Annotated in this window: 17 protein-coding genes; 7 read left to right on the forward strand and 10 right to left on the reverse strand. The window is 69.9% G+C overall.

Features of this window, described 5'->3' with window-relative positions:
* Nucleotides 1-17 precede the first annotated feature (17 nt).
* Nucleotides 18-677: a hypothetical protein gene (locus ACFO8M_RS16235; protein WP_387977418.1), complete on the forward strand. Its 660-nt coding sequence runs from the start codon at nt 18-20 to the stop codon at nt 675-677.
* Between the two features lie 4 nt (nt 678-681).
* On the opposite strand, the gene ACFO8M_RS16240 is transcribed toward ACFO8M_RS16235, so the two are convergent.
* From ACFO8M_RS16240 to ACFO8M_RS16260, 5 genes are all read right to left on the reverse strand, one after another.
* Nucleotides 682-1,215: a rhodanese-like domain-containing protein gene (locus tag ACFO8M_RS16240; protein WP_387977420.1), complete on the reverse strand. Its 534-nt coding sequence runs from the start codon at nt 1,213-1,215 to the stop codon at nt 682-684.
* An 85-nt stretch (nt 1,216-1,300) separates the two neighbouring features.
* Nucleotides 1,301-1,513, reverse strand: coding sequence for an alkyl sulfatase C-terminal domain-containing protein (locus ACFO8M_RS16245; protein ID WP_387977468.1), 213 nt, complete (start codon nt 1,511-1,513; stop codon nt 1,301-1,303).
* A 7-nt stretch (nt 1,514-1,520) separates the two neighbouring features.
* Nucleotides 1,521-2,411, reverse strand: coding sequence for an ABC transporter permease (locus tag ACFO8M_RS16250; protein WP_387977422.1), 891 nt, complete (start codon nt 2,409-2,411; stop codon nt 1,521-1,523).
* Entirely contained in the window at nt 2,401-3,192 is a 792-nt protein-coding gene (locus tag ACFO8M_RS16255) for an ABC transporter ATP-binding protein (RefSeq protein ID WP_387977424.1), read from the reverse strand. Before ACFO8M_RS16255 ends, ACFO8M_RS16250 begins: the two co-directional genes overlap by 11 nt.
* Entirely contained in the window at nt 3,189-4,271 is a 1,083-nt protein-coding gene (locus tag ACFO8M_RS16260) for an ABC transporter substrate-binding protein (RefSeq protein ID WP_387977426.1), read from the reverse strand. Before ACFO8M_RS16260 ends, ACFO8M_RS16255 begins: the two co-directional genes overlap by 4 nt.
* Before the next feature lie 244 nt (nt 4,272-4,515).
* On the opposite strand from ACFO8M_RS16260, the gene ACFO8M_RS16265 reads away from it, so the two are divergent.
* A complete protein-coding gene (locus ACFO8M_RS16265; RefSeq protein ID WP_387977428.1) occupies nt 4,516-5,097 on the forward strand; it encodes a glutamate-cysteine ligase family protein in 582 nt (193 codons plus the stop codon).
* A gap of 142 nt (nt 5,098-5,239) precedes the next feature.
* Nucleotides 5,240-7,702 (forward strand): polysaccharide lyase 8 family protein, encoded by a 2,463-nt coding sequence (locus tag ACFO8M_RS16270; RefSeq protein WP_387977430.1) that lies wholly within the window; start codon nt 5,240-5,242, stop codon nt 7,700-7,702.
* 35 nt (nt 7,703-7,737) lie between these two features.
* Here ACFO8M_RS16270 and ACFO8M_RS16275 read toward each other — a convergent pair whose 3' ends face one another.
* Both ACFO8M_RS16275 and ACFO8M_RS16280 read right to left on the reverse strand, forming a co-directional pair.
* Nucleotides 7,738-8,412, reverse strand: a complete 675-nt coding sequence (locus ACFO8M_RS16275) for a response regulator (protein ID WP_387977432.1) — start codon at nt 8,410-8,412, stop codon at nt 7,738-7,740.
* Nucleotides 8,409-10,955, reverse strand: a complete 2,547-nt coding sequence (locus ACFO8M_RS16280; protein WP_387977434.1) for a sensor histidine kinase — start codon at nt 10,953-10,955, stop codon at nt 8,409-8,411. The genes ACFO8M_RS16275 and ACFO8M_RS16280 overlap by 4 nt, the downstream gene beginning before the upstream one ends.
* A 296-nt stretch (nt 10,956-11,251) precedes the next feature.
* Between ACFO8M_RS16280 and ACFO8M_RS16285 the strand changes: the two genes are divergently transcribed.
* The 3 genes from ACFO8M_RS16285 (at nt 11,252) to ACFO8M_RS16295 (ending at nt 14,089) form a co-directional block, all read left to right on the forward strand.
* Nucleotides 11,252-12,475, forward strand: coding sequence for a ricin-type beta-trefoil lectin domain protein (locus ACFO8M_RS16285; RefSeq protein WP_387977436.1), 1,224 nt, complete (start codon nt 11,252-11,254; stop codon nt 12,473-12,475).
* A 231-nt stretch (nt 12,476-12,706) separates the two neighbouring features.
* On the forward strand, nt 12,707-13,024 hold the full coding sequence (locus ACFO8M_RS16290; protein ID WP_387977469.1) for an alpha/beta hydrolase: 318 nt from the start codon (nt 12,707-12,709) through the stop codon (nt 13,022-13,024).
* A gap of 231 nt (nt 13,025-13,255) precedes the next feature.
* Nucleotides 13,256-14,089 carry an undecaprenyl-diphosphate phosphatase gene (locus tag ACFO8M_RS16295; RefSeq protein ID WP_387977471.1) on the forward strand — a complete coding sequence of 278 codons (834 nt, stop codon included), beginning with the start codon at nt 13,256-13,258 and terminating at the stop codon, nt 14,087-14,089.
* Between the two features lie 49 nt (nt 14,090-14,138).
* Here the strand turns inward: ACFO8M_RS16295 and ACFO8M_RS16300 are convergent, their stop codons facing one another.
* From ACFO8M_RS16300 to ACFO8M_RS16310, 3 genes are read right to left on the reverse strand one after another with little or no spacing between them, the layout of a single operon-like run.
* Nucleotides 14,139-15,287, reverse strand: a complete 1,149-nt coding sequence (locus tag ACFO8M_RS16300; protein ID WP_387977438.1) for a pyridoxal phosphate-dependent aminotransferase — start codon at nt 15,285-15,287, stop codon at nt 14,139-14,141.
* Between the two features lie 43 nt (nt 15,288-15,330).
* On the reverse strand, nt 15,331-15,690 hold the full coding sequence (locus tag ACFO8M_RS16305) for a YdeI/OmpD-associated family protein (RefSeq protein WP_387977440.1): 360 nt from the start codon (nt 15,688-15,690) through the stop codon (nt 15,331-15,333).
* Nucleotides 15,687-16,094: a VOC family protein gene (locus tag ACFO8M_RS16310; RefSeq protein WP_387977442.1), complete on the reverse strand. Its 408-nt coding sequence runs from the start codon at nt 16,092-16,094 to the stop codon at nt 15,687-15,689. The genes ACFO8M_RS16305 and ACFO8M_RS16310 overlap by 4 nt, the downstream gene beginning before the upstream one ends.
* A gap of 85 nt (nt 16,095-16,179) precedes the next feature.
* Between ACFO8M_RS16310 and ACFO8M_RS16315 the strand changes: the two genes are divergently transcribed.
* Nucleotides 16,180-17,154 carry a helix-turn-helix transcriptional regulator gene (locus ACFO8M_RS16315; RefSeq protein WP_387977444.1) on the forward strand — a complete coding sequence of 325 codons (975 nt, stop codon included), beginning with the start codon at nt 16,180-16,182 and terminating at the stop codon, nt 17,152-17,154.
* Nucleotides 17,155-17,458 lie beyond the last annotated feature (304 nt).

The raw sequence follows: 17,458 nt of genomic DNA on the forward strand, positions 1-17,458 counted from the left end.
CACCCCCGAGGATGCCGATGCGCGAATCCCAAGCCCGCCGCCTCTACTGGCGCGCAAGCAAACTCGAGCAACGCGGCGACTTCTCCGCCGCACGCGCCTCATTCGACCGGGTACTGCAATCCGGTGACGCCTACGGCCCCCTCGCCGGGCTCGCGCTCGGACGCATGCTCCTCGCCCGCGGCGACCTCGACGGCGCCCGAGCGGCCTTCGAACGCACCCTCGCATACAGCGTCGCACCGCCGGGACCCGAACCGGGCGAAGGAAACTGGGCTTACAAGGCGGCGTTCGGCCTCGAAGCGGTCTACGAACACCAGGAGGACTGGAACGGCGCACGGGCCGCACGGGAGCGCGCCGAAACCCTGATGCGCGCCTACGCGCGCGCGAAAGGCGCCGAAGGGCTCCACCCTGCGGCGTTCGAACTGGAACGCGGCACCGCCCTGGAGTCCTTCCGCCAGCTGGTCATGGCCGAGCAGGCCCTGCGCCGGTCTCTGGCGCAGGACCACCCCCACTTCAGCGCCCAGGCCGCCTACGCGCTCGCGCGCCTGCTCGCCGACCAGGACGACATCGAAGGCGCGCTGGCCGCGTACGAGAAGGTCGTCGCGTTCGAGCACCCGTCCCTGTCCGCTTCCGCACGGGCGCAGGCGGACCAGTTGCGCGGGCGTACGGCCGGGGCGTGAACCGCTAAGCGGCCCTTCGGTTCCAGGGGAGGAGGGCCAGGACCCGCGCCATGGCGCAGGTGTTGGACACCGCCGCGAAGACCAGGCCCGCGCCGATGGCCGCCGCCAGCCATTTCAGCGGCTCGAAGGCGAGGCTGAGGGTCACGAAGATGATGACGAGGAGGCCCGCCGCGAAGCGGACCTGCCGTTCCATGCCCCAGACCTTGCGGCCGCTCGACTCGACCTCGCCGCCGTCCTGCCGCCAGGCGGCGAGGCCGCCGTCCAAGAGGTGGATCGGCACGCCGGTCAACTCGCCCAGGAGGTCCTTGGCCTGTCCGGCTCGGGTTCCCGAGGCGCAGACCAGGATCACCGGTGCGCCCGCCGCGCTGATGACGCCCCGCTCGGCCTTCAGGGCCGCCAGCGGGACGTTGCGCGAGCCCGGGATGCGCTCGGTGGCGAACTCTCCGGGCGTGCGGACGTCGATCAGGACGGCCTGGTCCTCCTCGACCAGTCGCCTTGCGGCGTCCGGGCCTACGATTGGCTGCGATGCGATGGGCATGTTCGCTCCTCTGTTGTCGTGGTGGTGCCGGCGGCCGGGTTCCCGCGAGCTGATCGGGAACCCGGCCGCCGACCGTATCTGCGGGCTAGGGCGTAACGATCGGGAAGTCGGATTCGAAGCGGTCGAGCAGGCTGAAGAGCGTCGCGAGGACGGTCGTGTCCCCTTCCGTCTTCAGGTTCGCGATCACCGCGGCCTGGTCGAGGAGCAGGCCGATGAGGTCGTCCCGCTCCAACGTGACCGTAGTCTGGGCCTCGGGGTCGAGGAAGCCCGCGGCGGTGTGGAGCGACCCGTTCGACAGTCGTGTACTACCGGTCCTGGTTCAAACCCCAGGACGAGCGGATGCGGTTGTCGGCGGCGCGGAAGAACGCGTCGACCACGATGCCGATCACCAGCACCGTGATGATCCAGGTGATCACGCGCGGCGCGTCGTTGAACTCCCTGGCGCCCTGCATGAGCGCGCCGATCGAGCCCTGCCCGGCCACGATCACCAGCAGCTCGCCCGCCATGAGCGACCGCCACGCGAACGCCCAGCCCTGCTTCAGGCCCGAGACGAACGACGGCAGTGTCGCCGGCAAGATCACGTGCCGGTACAGCGTCAGGCCCTTCATGCCCAGCACCGACCCGACCCGCTTCCACGCCGGAGGCACGTAGTCGATCCCCGAGATGATGCCGTTGGCGATCGAGGGCACCGCCCCGAGCACCACCACGAACAGGATCGCCGACTCCGAGATCTTGAACAGCAGGATCGCCAACGGGAACCACATGATCGACGGCATCGTCTGGAGCCCCGTGATCAGCGACCCGATCGCCGCCCGCAGCGGCTTGAACCGCGCCACCGCGATCCCGAGCGCCGAGCCGATCGCCACCGACAACGCGAACCCGGTCAGGGCCCGCTGCAACGTGATGAGGATGGCCTGCCAGAAATCGGACGTCACCGCATAGGTAGACAACTCCTGCCAGGTCATCATCGGCGACGGCAGGACCCACGGATCCCAGCGCCCGCTCAGGAAGATCACCTGCCAGGCCCCGATCACCAGCACCAGCGCCAGCACCTTCGGCCAGGTGCTCGCCCACAGCCGGGAACCGAAACGGCCCCACCGGGTCTCGGTCACCGGCGTGCGCTCCAGCTCGTCGAGCCCCGACACCCACTTGCGGGAGGTGTCCTTCTCCTTGGAAGTCACGGTCTCAACCGGCATGGCGCGACACCTCCTCGCGCAGCGCGTCGGTGATCTCGGCGGCCAGGTTCGCCACGGGCGACGAGTCGATGCGCCTGGGGCGCTCCAACTCCACGTCGTACACGTCGAGCACCCGGCCCGGCCGCGAACTCAGCAGCACCACCCGGTCGCCCAGACGCACCGCCTCGCGCACGTTGTGGGTCACGAAGAACACCGTGAGCTCCCGCTCGCGCCAGATCCGCTCCAACTCGTCGTGCAGCAGGTCGCGGGTCATCGCGTCGAGCGCCCCGAAGGGCTCGTCCATGAGCAGCACCGAGACGTCCTGCGCCAGCGCCCTCGCGAGCGCCACGCGCTGGCGCATGCCGCCCGACAGCTCGTGCGGCCGCTTGTGCGCGAACCCATTGAGCCGCACCGTGTCCAAGAGCTCTGCTGCGCGCCGGCGTCGTTCAGCCCGACCGACGCCTTTCACACGCAAAGCGAGTTCGACGTTGCCCGAGACCGAGAGCCACGGGAACAGCGCCGACTCCTGGAACATCATCGCCACCGGTCGGTCCACATTGTCGATGGAGCCGGCGGTGAGGTCGTCGAGTCCGGCCACGAGCGAGAGCAGGGTGCTCTTGCCGCAGCCGGAGGCGCCGAGAAGGCAGGTGAAACTGCCGGGTTCGACGCTCAGCGAGACGCCGTCGAGGGCCGTGACGGCGCCCGGACCCCGGCCGTAGCGCTTGACCACATCGGTCAGCACCACGGCCCCTGAGGCCCGGGCGGCGTCCTCGGCCGCCGCGGCTCGGCGGTTCGAGGTCATCCCAGGCCACCGTCCGAGACCTCGGCGTCGCCGCGGTCGGCGAGCACCTGGTTGAGCGCGTCGAGCGCATAGATGCCCTTGAGGTCGACCTCTTCGAGCAGTCCGATCTCGACGGCGTGGTCCTTGCTGCCCTGCAGCGAGGTCGCGATCGGGTCGGCGGTGAAGGTCAGGTTCTCCCAAGCCGCCGCGATCACGGCGTCGTCCAGGCGCTTGTCGGTGAGCGCCTCGATGCGGTCGTTGGAAGCGGTCTGGGCCTCCTCGGGCTTCTCGGCGATGAAGTCCAGGGCGGCCAGGTGGCCTTCCAGGAACGCCTTCACCAGGGCGGGCTGCTCGTCGAGGAACTTCTTGGAGACGATGATGTGGGTGGTGACGAACTCGCCGCCCTCCCACAGCTCGCGCTCGTTGAGGAACTCGACCGCGCCGTGCTTGAGGAGCAGGTCCGAGTAGCGCGGCTCGACGGCCCAGGCCGCCTGCACCGTGCCGTCGTCGAAGGCCGCGGCGACCTCCGCGTTGTCGATGGGGGTCACGGAGACGTCGCCGCCGCCGTTCTCATCGGTGGCGAAACCCTGCTCCTTGAGCCAGTAGCGGGCCGCCACGTCCTGGGTGTTGCCCAGCTGCGGGGTCGCGAGTGCCTTGCCGCGCAGGTCCTCCGCAGTCGTGATCGAGGCGTCCACGACCAGGCCCGCGCCGCCGGAGGTCGAGCCGCCGATGATGTGCAGCGCCTGACCGCCGGACTGGGCCCAGCCGTTGATGGCCGGGTTCGGGCCGATGTAGGAGACGTCGATGGCGTCGGCGAAGAGGGCCTCGATCGCCGAGGGCCCGGCGTTGAAGACGGTCTCTTCAATGGTCACGGCACTGGGCAGCGTGTCCTTGAAGACGCCGGACTCGAGGCCGACGAGGGCGGGGGCGTGGGTGACGTTCCCGAAGTAGCCCAGGCGGATCGTGCCGCTGGCGGTGGAGCCGTCGGCTTCGGCGGCGGCGGTCGAACCGGCGTCGACGTTCCCGCAGGCGGCCAGCACCGGGGCCGCGGCGAGGGCCGCACCTGCGGCTGCGATGACGTTGCGTCGTCTGATGCTCATGGGGAGGCTTTCTCGTTCAGGGGGCGGTATTCCTACTAATTCGATAAAGTCGATCAAATTAGTGGGAATACTAGGATTGGGGAGCGGCTCCGAGCAACCCTCGTCCCAATAATTGGGCGGCTTCCGCGCGTGCCGGCTCGCAAGACGCTTGCCGTCGCGTGCGCGTATCGCTTGGCGGGACATGAAGGGGGCGCATCGGACACGATGCGCCCCCTTTGCCTAGCGGGCGTTGGCGAGGACGCCCTTGGCCGCGGATATCGACCTCTCCCGCTCCCGCCCTGTGCCGCAAGGCGACCCGCGCGAGGCTTGGGTCCGATACGCCCTCGACGCGCGCGTCATGGCCGTGCGCGGCCCCGGCCGGTGGACCGTGCCGCGCGGGCTGACCTTCCGCGAATGGGTTCGCGGCGACTATCACTGTTCGCCCACACTGGACGATCTCGACTACCGTCTCACGACGCTGTTCCCGCCCGTGCGCCCGCGCGGCTCCTATCTGGAGCTGCGGATGATCGACGCCCAGCCCGGCCCCGACTGGATCGTGCCCGTGGTGGTCGCCGCCGCGCTCTTCGACGATCCCGTTGCGGCCGAACGCGCCCGCGCGGCCCTCGAACCGCTCTGGCACCGTGCCGCCGCTGCGGACCTCAACCTCCGCGCCGCCACCGCGGCCCTGCAAGACGAGCCGATCGCGCGCGCCGCCGCCTCCTGCTTCGCGGCCGCACGTGAGGCGCAGACCGATCCGGCGATCGCCGCCGCCGTCGACGACTTCGCCGAGTCGTATGTCACCCGCGGCCGCACCCGCGCCGACGACCTGGTGGGCGCCACCGGCTGAAGTCCCGGTCGGAGCGCCGCCGAGAGTTCACTGTGGTAGGTCGCGGATTACGAACACCCAGGTCAATCGCAATGTGCAGTCGTACATATGGGCCGCTAGTATAGGGGCGACCCCCATCCCGCCGCCCTGACTTGGACGCTCGATGCCGAAACTGCCTTCCTCCCTGAATCGCCGCCTGCTCCTCGGAGGGGCGCTGGGGATCGTCGGCATCGGTGCGGGCGCCGGCGGCGCGGCGCTGTTCCTGCGCCCCGACGAGCCCGCGACCATCACCCCGGCCGGCCCGGACTACCCCGACGCTCCCCCCACGGTCGACTTCGACGCCCCCCGGACACGCGCCCTCGAACTCCTCGTCGGCGGCGAATTCGACCCGTCCGACCCCGAGTACGCCCCCGCGATCGCCACCATCGAGTCCGAGGCCGCCAACCTGTGGGACGCGATGGACCGCGGCGACCAGCGCACCGCCGTCTGGCCCGACCTCGCCCCGGTCTCCGATGCGGCGAACGCCAACAACTCCTACCGCCAGCTCTACCGGATCGCGGTCGCCTGGGCCACTCCCGGCACCTCCCAGTACGGCGACGAGACGATCGCCGCCGCAGTCGTCGACAGCCTGGCCCTGCTCTACGACGGCGGCTACAACGAGCGCGTCGAGCAGGTCGGCAACTGGTACTGGTGGGAGATCGGCACTCCCACAGCGCTGCTGAAGACCTGCGTGATCCTCTACGACCACATCCCCGCCGAACGGATGCAGCAGTACTTCGCCGCCGTGGACCGCTGGTGCCCCGACGCCGACATGCGCGTGGTCAACCCCAACATCCACGAGGTCGGCGCGAACCGCGCCGACAAGGCCGTGATCCTGGCCCTGCGCGGCATCCTCGGCGAGGACGACGCGAAGCTGCGGCTCGCCCGCGACGGCCTCTCCGGCGCCACCAGCGACGATGGCCGCCACAGCCTCTTCCAGTACGTCACCGAGGACGACGGCTTCTACCGGGACGGCTCGCTCATCCAGCACGACAACGTGCCCTACGTCGCCGCGTACGGCACCACCATGCTCGCCTCGACCGGCCTGGCCGTCTCGCTCCTCGCGGGCTCGGCGGGGGAGGTCACCGACGCGAACCTGCCGGTCCTCTACGACGCGGTCGAGCTGAGCTACGCGCCGTTCCTCGAGGACGGCCTGCTCATGGACTGCGTGTACGGACGCGGCATCTCGCGGCCCGGCCAGCGCGACTACACCAACGGCGCCAGCTTCATCACCGCCCTCACGCAGCTCGCCGTCGGCGCCCCGCAGGAGTACCGGGAGCGCTGGCACTCCGGCGTCAAAGGCTGGATCGAACGCTCGCAGGAGACCTTCCCGTACGCCGGGCGGGGCGGGATCCCCGGGCTGAGCCGGGCGCGGGCGATCCTGGAGGACGACGCGATCGAGCCCGCGCCGCGACCCGAGTACAGCCGCGTCTTCGCGGGGATGGACCGTGCCGTGGCCCGCCGCGCCGGCTGGTCCTGGGCGCTGTCGATGTCCTCGAACCGGGTGGCGGCCTATGAGATGGGCAACTGGGAGAACCTCCACGGCTGGTACCTCGGCGACGGCATGACCTACCTCTACCTCCGCACCGACCCGGGCCAGTACAACGACGAGTTCTGGCCGACCGTGAACCCCTACCGCCTGCCCGGTACCACTGTGGACACCCGCGTTCGCGAGGTGACCGCCGCCTCCGAAGGCATGGTGGTGCACCTGCCGGAGAACGACGTCGCGGGCGGCGCGGCGCTCGGCGACCGGTACGCGGTCGCGGCGATGGAGCTCGTCGGCGACGGCTCCAGCCTGCGCGCCAAGAAGGCCTGGTTCGTCTTCGACGACGCGATCGTCGCCCTCGGCGCGGACATCACCGCCTCCGACGGGCGCAACATCGTCACCACCGTCGAGCACCGCAACCTCGGCGCCGAAGGCGCGCCGCGCCTCAGCGTCAACGGCGACGAGCAACCGAGCGAACCGGGCTGGTCCGCCACGCTCGACGGCGCCCGCTGGGTCCACCTCGAAGGCGTCGGCGGCTACCTCTTCCCCTCGGGCGCAACCGGACTCCGCGGCCTCCGGGAGACTCGCACGGGTGCCTGGAACGACATCGAGCAGGGCCCGACCACCGGCGGCGGCGACACCGAGATCCACTCGCGACGGTACGCCACGCTCTGGTTCGACCACGGCGTCTCGCCCGTCGACGGCAAGTACGCCTACGTTCTGCTCCCGACCGCCGACGAGGCCGCCACCGCCACGGCCGCAGGCAGCGACAACATGCGGATCCTCGCCAACAACGCCGAGGTGCAAGCGGTCACGGACGGCCGCATGTTCTCCGCCCATTTCTGGGCGGCGCGCGAGGTCGAGGGCCTCGCGTGCGACGGCCCCGCCTCGGTCCTCGCCGCGAAGAACGACGACGGATACACGGTCGCGATCGCCGACCCCGGCCGCACCACCACCAAGGTCGTCGTCGAACTCCCTTACGCGGCAAGCGAAGTCGTCGAGGCCGACGACACCATTGAGGTGGAGACCGGCGACCGGCCGCGGATCACCGTGAAGACCGAAGGATCGCTGGGAGCGACCCACACCGTACGACTGCGCTGACTCTTTACTCGCGGCTCGTGGCCTCGCCGAGGCCCTCAGGGCCGGAAACGGTACCCCATGCCGGGCTCGGTGAGCAGATGCACCGGACGGGCCGGGTCCGCCTCCAGTTTGCGGCGCAGCTGAGCCATGTACTGGCGCAGGTAGTTCGTCTCGCGGTCGTAGTTCGGGCCCCAGACCCGGTGCAGCAGCTCGCGCTGGCCCACGAGCTTCCCGGGATTGCGCAAGAGCACTTCGAGCAGCTGCCACTCGGTCTTGGTCAGGCGGATCTCCTCGCCTTCGCGGCGCACCTCGCGCGACGCGAGATCGACGGTGGCCGAACCGATCTCGGTCACGGGCGACTCGCTGCCCGCGTTCCCGCGGCGGGTCGCGGCCCGCACCCGGGCGAGCAGCTCGCCGATGTCGAAGGGCTTCGTCACGTAGTCGTCCGCGCCCGCGTCGAGGGCCGCGATCTTCTCGGCGCTCGCGGCCCGGCCCGAGAGCACCAGGATCGGCACGCTCGTCCAGCCGCGCAGCCCGGCGATGACCTCGGTGCCGTCCATGTCCGGCAGCCCCAGGTCGAGCACCACGAGATCGGGGACGACCGCCGCGGCCGCGCGCAGCGCCTGCGCACCGTCCGACGCAGTGATCACCTCGTAGCCGTGCGCCGTCAGGTTGATCCGCAACGCGCGCGCGATCTGCGGTTCGTCGTCCACGACCAGAATCTTGATCACTCCGCGTCCTTCTTCCCATCGCTCGCCTGCGGCAACGCCAGCACCATCGTCAGCCCGCCGCCGGGGGTCGCCTCCGGCACGAGCGAGCCCCCCATCGCCTCCGCCAGCCCGCGCGAGAGCGCGAGCCCCAGTCCCACGCCGCTGGTGTTGTCACGGTCGCCGAGCCGCTGGAACGGCGTGAACATCGTCTCGCGGTCCTCGTCGGGGACGCCCGGGCCGCGGTCGACCACCCGCAGCTCGACCAGGCCGCCGTGCCTCCCCGCGATCACCAGGGGCGGCGCGCCTTCGGGGCTGAAGCGCAGCGCGTTCGCCACGACGTTCACCAGGATCCGCTGCAGCAGACCGGGATCGGCGAGCACTTCGGGCAGGTCCGGGGCGACGTCGAGGCGGACGGTCGCCGCCGCGTCGCCGATCTCGTCGAGCGCCCACGGCACCGCGTCGTCCAGCGCCACCGGTACCGGGTTCGCGCCGAGCACGCCGGCCTGGAGGCGGCTCATGTCGAGCAGGTTGTCCACCAGGCTCGTCAGGCGCGCCAGCGAGGTCTCGGCGGCCTCCAGCAGCTCGTCGCGCTCCTCGGGGGTGAACAGGTCTCCAGTGGACCGCAGGCTCGACACGGCCACCCGCGCCGACGCCAGCGGCGTGCGCAGGTCATGGGAGACGGCCGCCAGCAGCGCGGTCCGCAGCTTGTCCGTGTCCGTGAGCCGCTGCACCGCTTCGGCCTGCCGCTCAAGGCGGTCGCGTTCCAGTGCCGCCGCCGCGTGCATCGCGAAGGCCTGCGCGATCCGGCGGTCCGCGGCCTCCAGGGTGTGCCCGCGCAGTGCCAAGGCGAGATCATCGCTGATCGGCAGGTCGTTCTCGGCCGCACCGGGGCTCGCGCATCCCTCGCCCGCGCAGGCCACCATCCGCCACAGCCGCGGGTCCTGCCGCTCGGCCGGGCCCGCGCCCGGCTCGGTGCGCTCCAGCAGTGTCACGGACTTCAGCGAGAACGTCTCCCGCAACTGCTCCAGCAGGTCCTCGACCCGGCTCCCGCCGCGGAGCACGTTGCCGGCCAACATCGTCAGCGTCTGGGCTTCGGCGCTCGCTCGGGCCGCGAGCCGGGCCCGCGCGGCCGACAGGTTCACCACGCTCGCCCCGCCCAGCGCGAGGGCTATGAAGATCACCAAGGAGATGAGCTGCTCCTGGTCGTGCAGCTTGAGCGTGTTGTGCGGCTTAGTGAAGAAGTAGTTCAGCATGACGCTGCCGGCCAGCGCCCCCAGCAGAGCCGGCCACATGCCGCCGGTGAGCGTCAAACCCAGGACCGCGGTGAGGACGATGAGGATCATCGTCGTCAGCGACAACTCCTGCTGGAACGGCAGCAACGCCAGGCACAGTGCGGGGATCCCCAAGAGCGCCAATGCGATCCCGAGTCGCCTGCGGGTCCCGCCGATGACGCCGCGGCCCCCGCGGGCCCGCTTCACCGTGGCGACCCGCTCGTGGCTCACCAGGTGGACGTCGATCTTCCCCGAGCTCGCCGTGGTCGTCACGCCGACGCCGCGCGAGAGCATCTGCGCGAACCGGCCGCGCCGCGACGCTCCGAGCACCAGCTGCGTCGCGTTCACGCCGCGCGCGAACTCGAGCAACGCGTCCGGAATGGTATCGCCCACGACCTGGTGGTAAGTACCGCCCAGGTCCTCGACCAGGGTGCGCTGGCGGGCGAGGTTGCGGGCCGAGCGGGCGCTGGTGAGGCCGTCGCCGGAGGCCACGTACACCGCTTTGAGGTCGGCGCCGCCCGACCGCGCGGCGATGCGGGCGGCCCGGCGGATGAGCGTGTCACCCTCGTCCCCGCCCGAAAGGGCCACGACCACGCGCTCTTTCGATTCCCACGTGGCCGTGATGTGCTGGTCTTCGCGGTACTGCTCCAGCTGGTCCTCGACCTTGTCCGCCAACCACAACAGCGCGATCTCACGCAGCGCCGTCAGGTTGCCGACCCGGAAGTAGTTCGCGAGCGCCGGTCCCACCTTCTCGGCCGGGTAGACGTTGCCGTGGACCATGCGGCGGCGCAGCGCCTCAGGTGTGATGTCCGCAAGCTCGACCTGATCGGCCCGGCGCACCACCTCATCAGGCACGGTCTCGCGCTGCGGCACCCCGGTGATCTGCGCGACCACGTCGTTGAGCGACTCGAGATGCTGCACGTTCACCGTGGAGATCACGTCGATCCCGGCCTCGAGCAGCTCGTCGATGTCCTGCCAGCGCTTCTCGTTCCGCGAACCCGGCACGTTCGTGTGGGCGAGCTCGTCGACGAGTGCGACTTTCGGCGCCCGGGCGAGCACGGCGTCCACGTCGAGCTCCTCGAACCGGGCGCCCTCATGCTCGACGGTTCGCCGCGGCACGACTTCGAGGCCGTACAGGAGTTCCGCGGTGTGCGTCCGACCGTGGGGCTCCACGAAGCCGACGACCACGTCGGTGCCGCGCAGGGCTCTGCGGTGGGCCTCTTCGAGCGCGGCGAAGGTCTTGCCGACCCCCGGGGCCGCGCCGAGGTAGATCCGCAGTTGTCCACGTGACACGGGACCATCATTCACCGCAACGGGGAGCCCGGCCATCAAGAAAGCGTCAAAGGTGTTCTGCTTCGCAGGCGGGGAGCGGTGGGCTCCTGCTCGACAGGCCGCCCGCCACCCTTCGCATCCGTTCGCCCCGAGTCGTCCTATTGACAGTGATCTATCCCCGATGATAAAAAGATAAGAATATTAAGAGAGAGCGCTCTCTCGGGTCGATCGTTCCGGCCCGAACCGCTTTCTCCTCCGTGGAACGAGAGGACGCCTCCGTGAGACCACCGAACCCATTGCGCCGCACAAAGACCCACATGCTCGCCCTCGCTGGTGCGGTGATAGCCGCCGCCACTGCGTTCACCGTCGGCATCAGCAACGCCGGAGCCGAGGAACCCGCCGCCCCCGTGCAGGCGCAGGCCCTGACCTGGAGCGACGAGTTCAACGCCGCCGCGGGCACCGCCCCTGATGCTTCCAAGTGGCGCCACGACATCGGCGGCTCCGGCTGGGGCAACAACGAGCACCAGTACTACACGAACAGCACCTCCAACGCCGCCCACGACGGCGCCGGCAACATGGTCATCACCGCCCGCAAGGAGAACCCGGCCAACTACCAGTGCTGGAACGGCACCTGTCAGTACACCTCGGCCCGGCTGCTCACCTCCGGCACCTTCACCCAGGCGTACGGCCGCTACGAGGCCCGCATCCAGATCCCGCGCGGCCAGGGCATCTGGCCCGCGTTCTGGATGCTCGGCGACGACCTCGGCTCGGTCGGCTGGCCCCAGAGCGGCGAGATCGACATCATGGAGAACGTCGGCTTCGAACCGAACACCGTCCACGGCACGCTCCACGGCCCCGGCTACTCCGGGGGCGCGGGCGTCGGCGGCGCTTACTCGATCGGGGAGCCCTTCGCGAACGGCTTCCACACCTTCGCGGTCGACTGGAGCCCGACCGCGATCACGTGGTCGGTGGACGGCGTGAACTACCAGACCAAGACCGCCGCCGACATCGGCGGGAACGAATGGGTCTTCGACCACCCGTTCTTCGTGATCCTGAACGTCGCCGTCGGCGGCAACTGGCCCGGCTACCCCGACGGCTCCACCCAGTTCCCGCAGCAGATGAAGATCGACTACGTGCGCGTCTACTCGGGAACGGCGAGTTCCGGTGGGGCGGTCACCGGACTGGCCGCCAAGTGCCTCGACGTGGAGGGCTCGGGCACCGCCGACGGCACGCCCGTCCAGCTCTACACCTGCAACGGCACCGCCGCGCAGCGGTGGACCTTCGCGAGCGACGGATCCCTTCGCGCCCTTGGCAAATGCCTCGACGTCGCGAACGGCGCCACGGGCGACGGCACGCCGGTGCGGCTGTGGACCTGCAACGGCACCGGCGCCCAACGATGGGTCCTGTCCTCCGCGAACGACCTCGTCAACCCGCAGGCCGACAAATGCCTCGACGTGCCGTGGGCCAATTCGGCCGACGGCACGAACCTCCAGATCGTGACGAGCAGCGGCAACGCCGCGCAGAAGTGGTACCGCACCTGAGCCGAACCCGCAACGGCCGGAGGAGCGCAAGCCCCTCCGGCCTTCACGCGCAACACGATCGGCGACAATCACACGAATCCCTGCCTAACCGGACTCCCGAGTCTTAGAGCGCGTGCATCAGCGGACTGGACGCGGCGCCGCGCCTGCGGCGTCCAAGGCGTCGACCGCGACAACCCCGACGACTTCGACTCCTATCAGGACGGCGCCGAAGCCGCGTACGCGAAGTCCGACCTGTTCGGCGCCGGCATCGCCTGGAGCTACCTGCCCTGCGCCACCTGGTCCGCCAGCGAACCGGGCCCCGATTCCTTGAGCGGCAAAGGCTCACTCGAAATCGTCCTGGTCGGCAACGAAGGCGACCCCGCCACACCCTACGAATGGGCCCAATCCGTCGAGAAGGAACTCGACAACGGCGTCCTCATCACCTACGAAGGCAGCGGCCATACCGCATACGCCTTGGGCCACATCTGCATCGACGACCCCGTCACCGCCTGCCTCGTGGACCTCACCGTCCCCGAAGCGAGCCTGAAGTGCCCGCAGGAACTCGACTGACCCGAGCCCGCGAACGGGTCCGCGTCCTCTGAGGGCGAGGACCCGGCGCGTCTCACTTCGCCACGCGTGTGCCGTCCGATCACAGGTTCGGATCTGGCAAGATGTCCCCGTCGCGCCGGGCGCCGCAAGACGGCGCGGGCGACGCCTGACCGTCGATGTGACGAAAGAAGCGACAATGCGCACTTCCCCCTGCAAGACCCTTGCCCGGATGGAGGTCCGCCCGTGGTCGACATGACCTGGTTCGAGGCCATCGTGCTCGGGGTCGTCCAGGGCCTGACCGAGATGCTGCCGATCTCCTCCTCGGCGCACCTCCGCCTCACCTCGGCGCTGTTCTTCGAAGAGGACGCGGGCGCCTCGTTCACCGCGGTGACGCAGCTCGGGACCGAGACGGCGGTCCTCCTCTACTTCTGGAAGGACATCGTCCGCATCCTCGTGGCCTGGTGGAAAGGCCTGTGGGACAAGGAACTGCGCGGCGAGACCGACTACCGGCTCGGCTGGTACGTCATCATCGGCACCCTCCCGATCGTGTTCTTCGGCCTCCTCTTCAAGGACGCGATCCGCGACGGGGCCCGCAACCTCTGGCTCGTCTCCTTCAGCCTCATCTTCTTCGGGCTGCTGCTCGCGCTGGCCGAGCTCGTGGGCAAGAAGACCCGCACCTGGGACGACTTCCGGTTGAAGGACGGCCTCATCCTCGGCTTCGCCCAGGCGGGCGCGCTCATCCCCGGCGTCTCGCGCTCGGGCGGCACGATCACGGCCGGGCTCTTCATCGGCCTCGACCGCTCGGTGGCGGCACGGTACTCGTTCCTGCTGGCGATCCCGGCGGTGTTCGGCGCGGGCATCCTCAGCCTCGGCGACGTGTTCGACCCGGCCACGGAGGGCTCGGTGCCGAGCGGCGCGCAGATGCTCGTGGCGACGATCATCGCGTTCTTCGTCGGCCTGGCCGCGGTGCACTGGATGCTCAAGTGGGTCGCCAAGCACAGCGTCTTCATCTTCGTCTGGTACCGCTGCATCCTCGGCGTCGCCGTGGTGATCATGCTGGAGACGGGCTACCTCGCCGCGACCTAGTACAGCGTTGCGAAGGGGCCGGTCGGCATCGACCGGCCCCTTTCGCCGTTCACGCCAGGCCCGCGCCGAGCCGCTTCAGGCCCTCTTCGATGACCTCCAGCTGCTTGCAGAACGCGAACCGCACCTCGGGCCGCGCCTCCTGCTCGCCGAGATAGAAGACCTGTGTGGGGATCGCGACGACGCCGCAGCGCTCGGGCAGCTCCAGGCAGAACCGCATGCCGTCCTCGTACCCGAACGGGGCGACGCTCGTGGTCACGAAGTAGGTGCCCTCCGGCTCGTACACGTCGAAACCGATGCCCCTGAGCCCGGCCACCATGAGGTCGCGCCGCTCCTGGTACCCCGCGATATAGTCGCGGTAGAACTCCTCGCCCGAGGCCAGTGCGGTCGCGATGCCGTACTGGAACGGGGTGCCGGAAGCGAACGACAGCCACTGCTTGACGTCCTTCACGCGGGCGATCAGGTCGGCGGGACCGGTCGCCCAGCCGATCTTCCAGCCGGTCACCGAGAACGTCTTCCCGGCCGAGCCGATGCTCACCGTGCGGTCCCACATGCCCGGCAGGGAGGCGAGCGGCACGTGCTCGCGGCCGTCGAAGACCAGGTGCTCGTACACCTCGTCGGTGACGACGAGGAGGTCGCGTTCGACCGCCAGCGCCGCGATCGCCTCCAGCTCGGCGCGGTGCAGGACGGTGCCGGTCGGGTTGTGCGGCGAGTTGATGAGCAGCACCTTCGTACGCTCGGTGACGGCCGCGGCGAGTCGCGCCGTGTCGAGCCTGAACGCGGGCGCGTCGAGCCGCACGGGCACGAGGGTCCCGCCGGCCATCGTGACGGCGGCCTTGTAGGAGTCGTAGCTCGGTTCGAGCGCGATGACCTCGTCGCCGGGGTCGACGAGCGCGAGCATCGCGGCCGTGATGGCCTCGGTGGCCCCGGCGGTGACCGTGACGCCCTCGTCGGGATCGGGCGCAAGGCCGTACCAGTGCTGCTGGTGCGCGGTGATCGCTTGGCGCAGTTCGGGAATGCCGGCCAGCGGCGGGTACTGGTTGCGGCCCTCGCGCATGGCGGTAGCCGCGGCCTCGATGATGTGCGCGGGCCCGGACTCGTCGGGGAAGCCCTGGCCGAGGTTCACCGCGTCGTGGCGCTGCGCGAGCGCGGACATGGTCGTGAAGATCGTGGTCTGGGGCCGCCGGCCGGGTCCGTTCATGTTGCCTCCTCCTAGAACCCGGCCATCATCCCAGGCGGCCGTATCAATCGTCGGCAGGCCAGCGCCCCTCGGCCTTCGCCCGTTCGATCTCGGCGAGCCCGGCCGGGCGCATCCGTCCCGCTGCGATGAGCGCTTCGGCGATGCCCCGGTTCCGGCGCGACCACGGGCTGCGCTTGGTGCGCGGCGAGTACCGCTGGAGGAACGAATCGCCGTCGAGGGCCTTGCGGTGGCCGTCGATCCACCCGAAGCACAGCGCGGATTCGAGCGCCGGGCCGATCCGGAGCCGCCCTTCGGGCGAGCGCTCCTTGCCGATGCGCAGCCACACCTCCCGCTCGTCGGGGTGGGCCTCCAGCCAGGCCTCCCACTCGTCGCCGTCGGCGAAGTCGAGCACCTCCACGCTCACGCCCCCTTGCCGAACGAGGCGAGCGTGTCGAGGTAGTGCTGGTTGTACATGACGGCCAGGATGTTCCCGAACGGGTCGAGGAACGAGGCCGTCACGAAGCCCTCGCCGCGGACGGTCTTCGGCTCGTACTCCTTGGCGCCCATGGCGAGCAGCCGCTCCATGGTCGCGTCGAGGTCGTCGACGTGCCAGTACGTCTTCACTCCGCCGGGCGCGGCGTTGAGGTCGTGGGGCGCCCAGTCGCCCTGGACGATCCCGAGCTCGTGCTGGTAATCGCCCACGCGGAACTCGACGTAGCCGCCGGGCACCTCGAAGTACGGCTCGATGCCGAGCAGTTCGGTGTACCAGGCCTTCGCGGCTTCGAGGTCCTGGGCGTAGTAACTGATGGTCGTGAATCCTCGCAACATGTCCTTGCTCCTTCTTCGTCGTTGAACACCAAGGTAGAGGCCATTGCGGAAGATCAGCTTCCGCAATGCGTGCGAGAATCGGGAAATGTTGGAGACCTCCGTGCGCCTGCTGCGCGTCCTCGCCCTCTTGCAGGCGCAACACGACTGGACGGGCGCGGCCCTCGCTGAGCGCCTCGATGTCACGACCAGGACCGTGCGCAGCGACATCGACCGGCTCCGGCAGCTCGGCTACCGCGTGCGGTCCACGACTGGCAGCGCCGGCGGCTACCGTCTGGAAGCCGGGAACGCCATGCCGCCCTTGCTCCTCGACGATGAGGAGGCCGTCGCGGTCGCGGTGGGGCTGCGAGCGGCGGCCTCCGGTTCGGTGGCCGGTATCGAGGAGACTTCGCTGCGGGCGCTGGCGAAACTGGAGCAGACGATGCCGTCGCGGCTGCGCCATCGGATCGACATGCTGCGGGCCGCAACGGTTTCGGCGGCGGGTGCGGGGCCCACTGTGGATGTCGAGGTGCTGACGCTGATCGCCGAGGCCGTCTACCGCAGTGAGCAGGTGCGCTTCGACTACCGCGACCGTGCGGGGGAGGAGAGCCGCCGCCGGGCCGAACCGCACCGGCTCGTCTACACCGACCGGCGCTGGTACCTCCTGGCCTGGGACGTCGACCGCGAGGACTGGCGCACCTACCGCGCCGACCGGATGCGGCCCCGGATCCCCAACGGCCCCAGATTCACTCCGAAGGAACCGCCGGAGGAGGCGGTCGCGCACGTCCTGCGCGGCCTCGGGCAGAGCGCCTGGCGCCACCAGGCCGTGATCCGCTTGCAGGCTCCGGTCGAAGAAGTAGCGGCGATCCTCCCGCCCGGCAGCGGCCTGCTCGAACCCGCGGGCGACGCCGAATGCCTGTGGCGCACCGGCAGTGATTCGCTGCGGGACCTCACTCATTACGTGACGGCGCTGGGAGTGCCATTCAGGGTGGAGGATTCGGAGGAGCTCCGGGAGTACTTGCGGGCGCTGGCCGCTCGGTACCAGGCCGCTGCCGAGCCTGGGGGAGGGGAGGGGCGAGGTTAGCGATAGCGGCGATGAGGGCGGGCCCGGATGGCGGTCCTTCGGGTCGGTCTCGCGACTGGTGGCGACACACCCGAGCGCGGGGGACGGGCTTTATCTTTGCTTGTGGTGCAACAGATCTGGCTGGGAACGTGAAACTCTTCGCAACGTGTGGGTGATGACGGTGAGGGGCTGGCCGGAGGATACTTGAGCTACGTACAAGGACAGGGAAAACGTACAGGTGTCGAGTTGGTGCAAGCAGACTAAGCCAAGCCGATTAGTGTGGGTTGCAGCAGGATTGGTGTCGGGTAGCTCCCGGCCTGGTGCT

It is taken from the genome of Glycomyces rhizosphaerae (assembly GCF_042647865.1).
Classification (GTDB): domain Bacteria; phylum Actinomycetota; class Actinomycetes; order Mycobacteriales; family Micromonosporaceae; genus Glycomyces; species Glycomyces rhizosphaerae.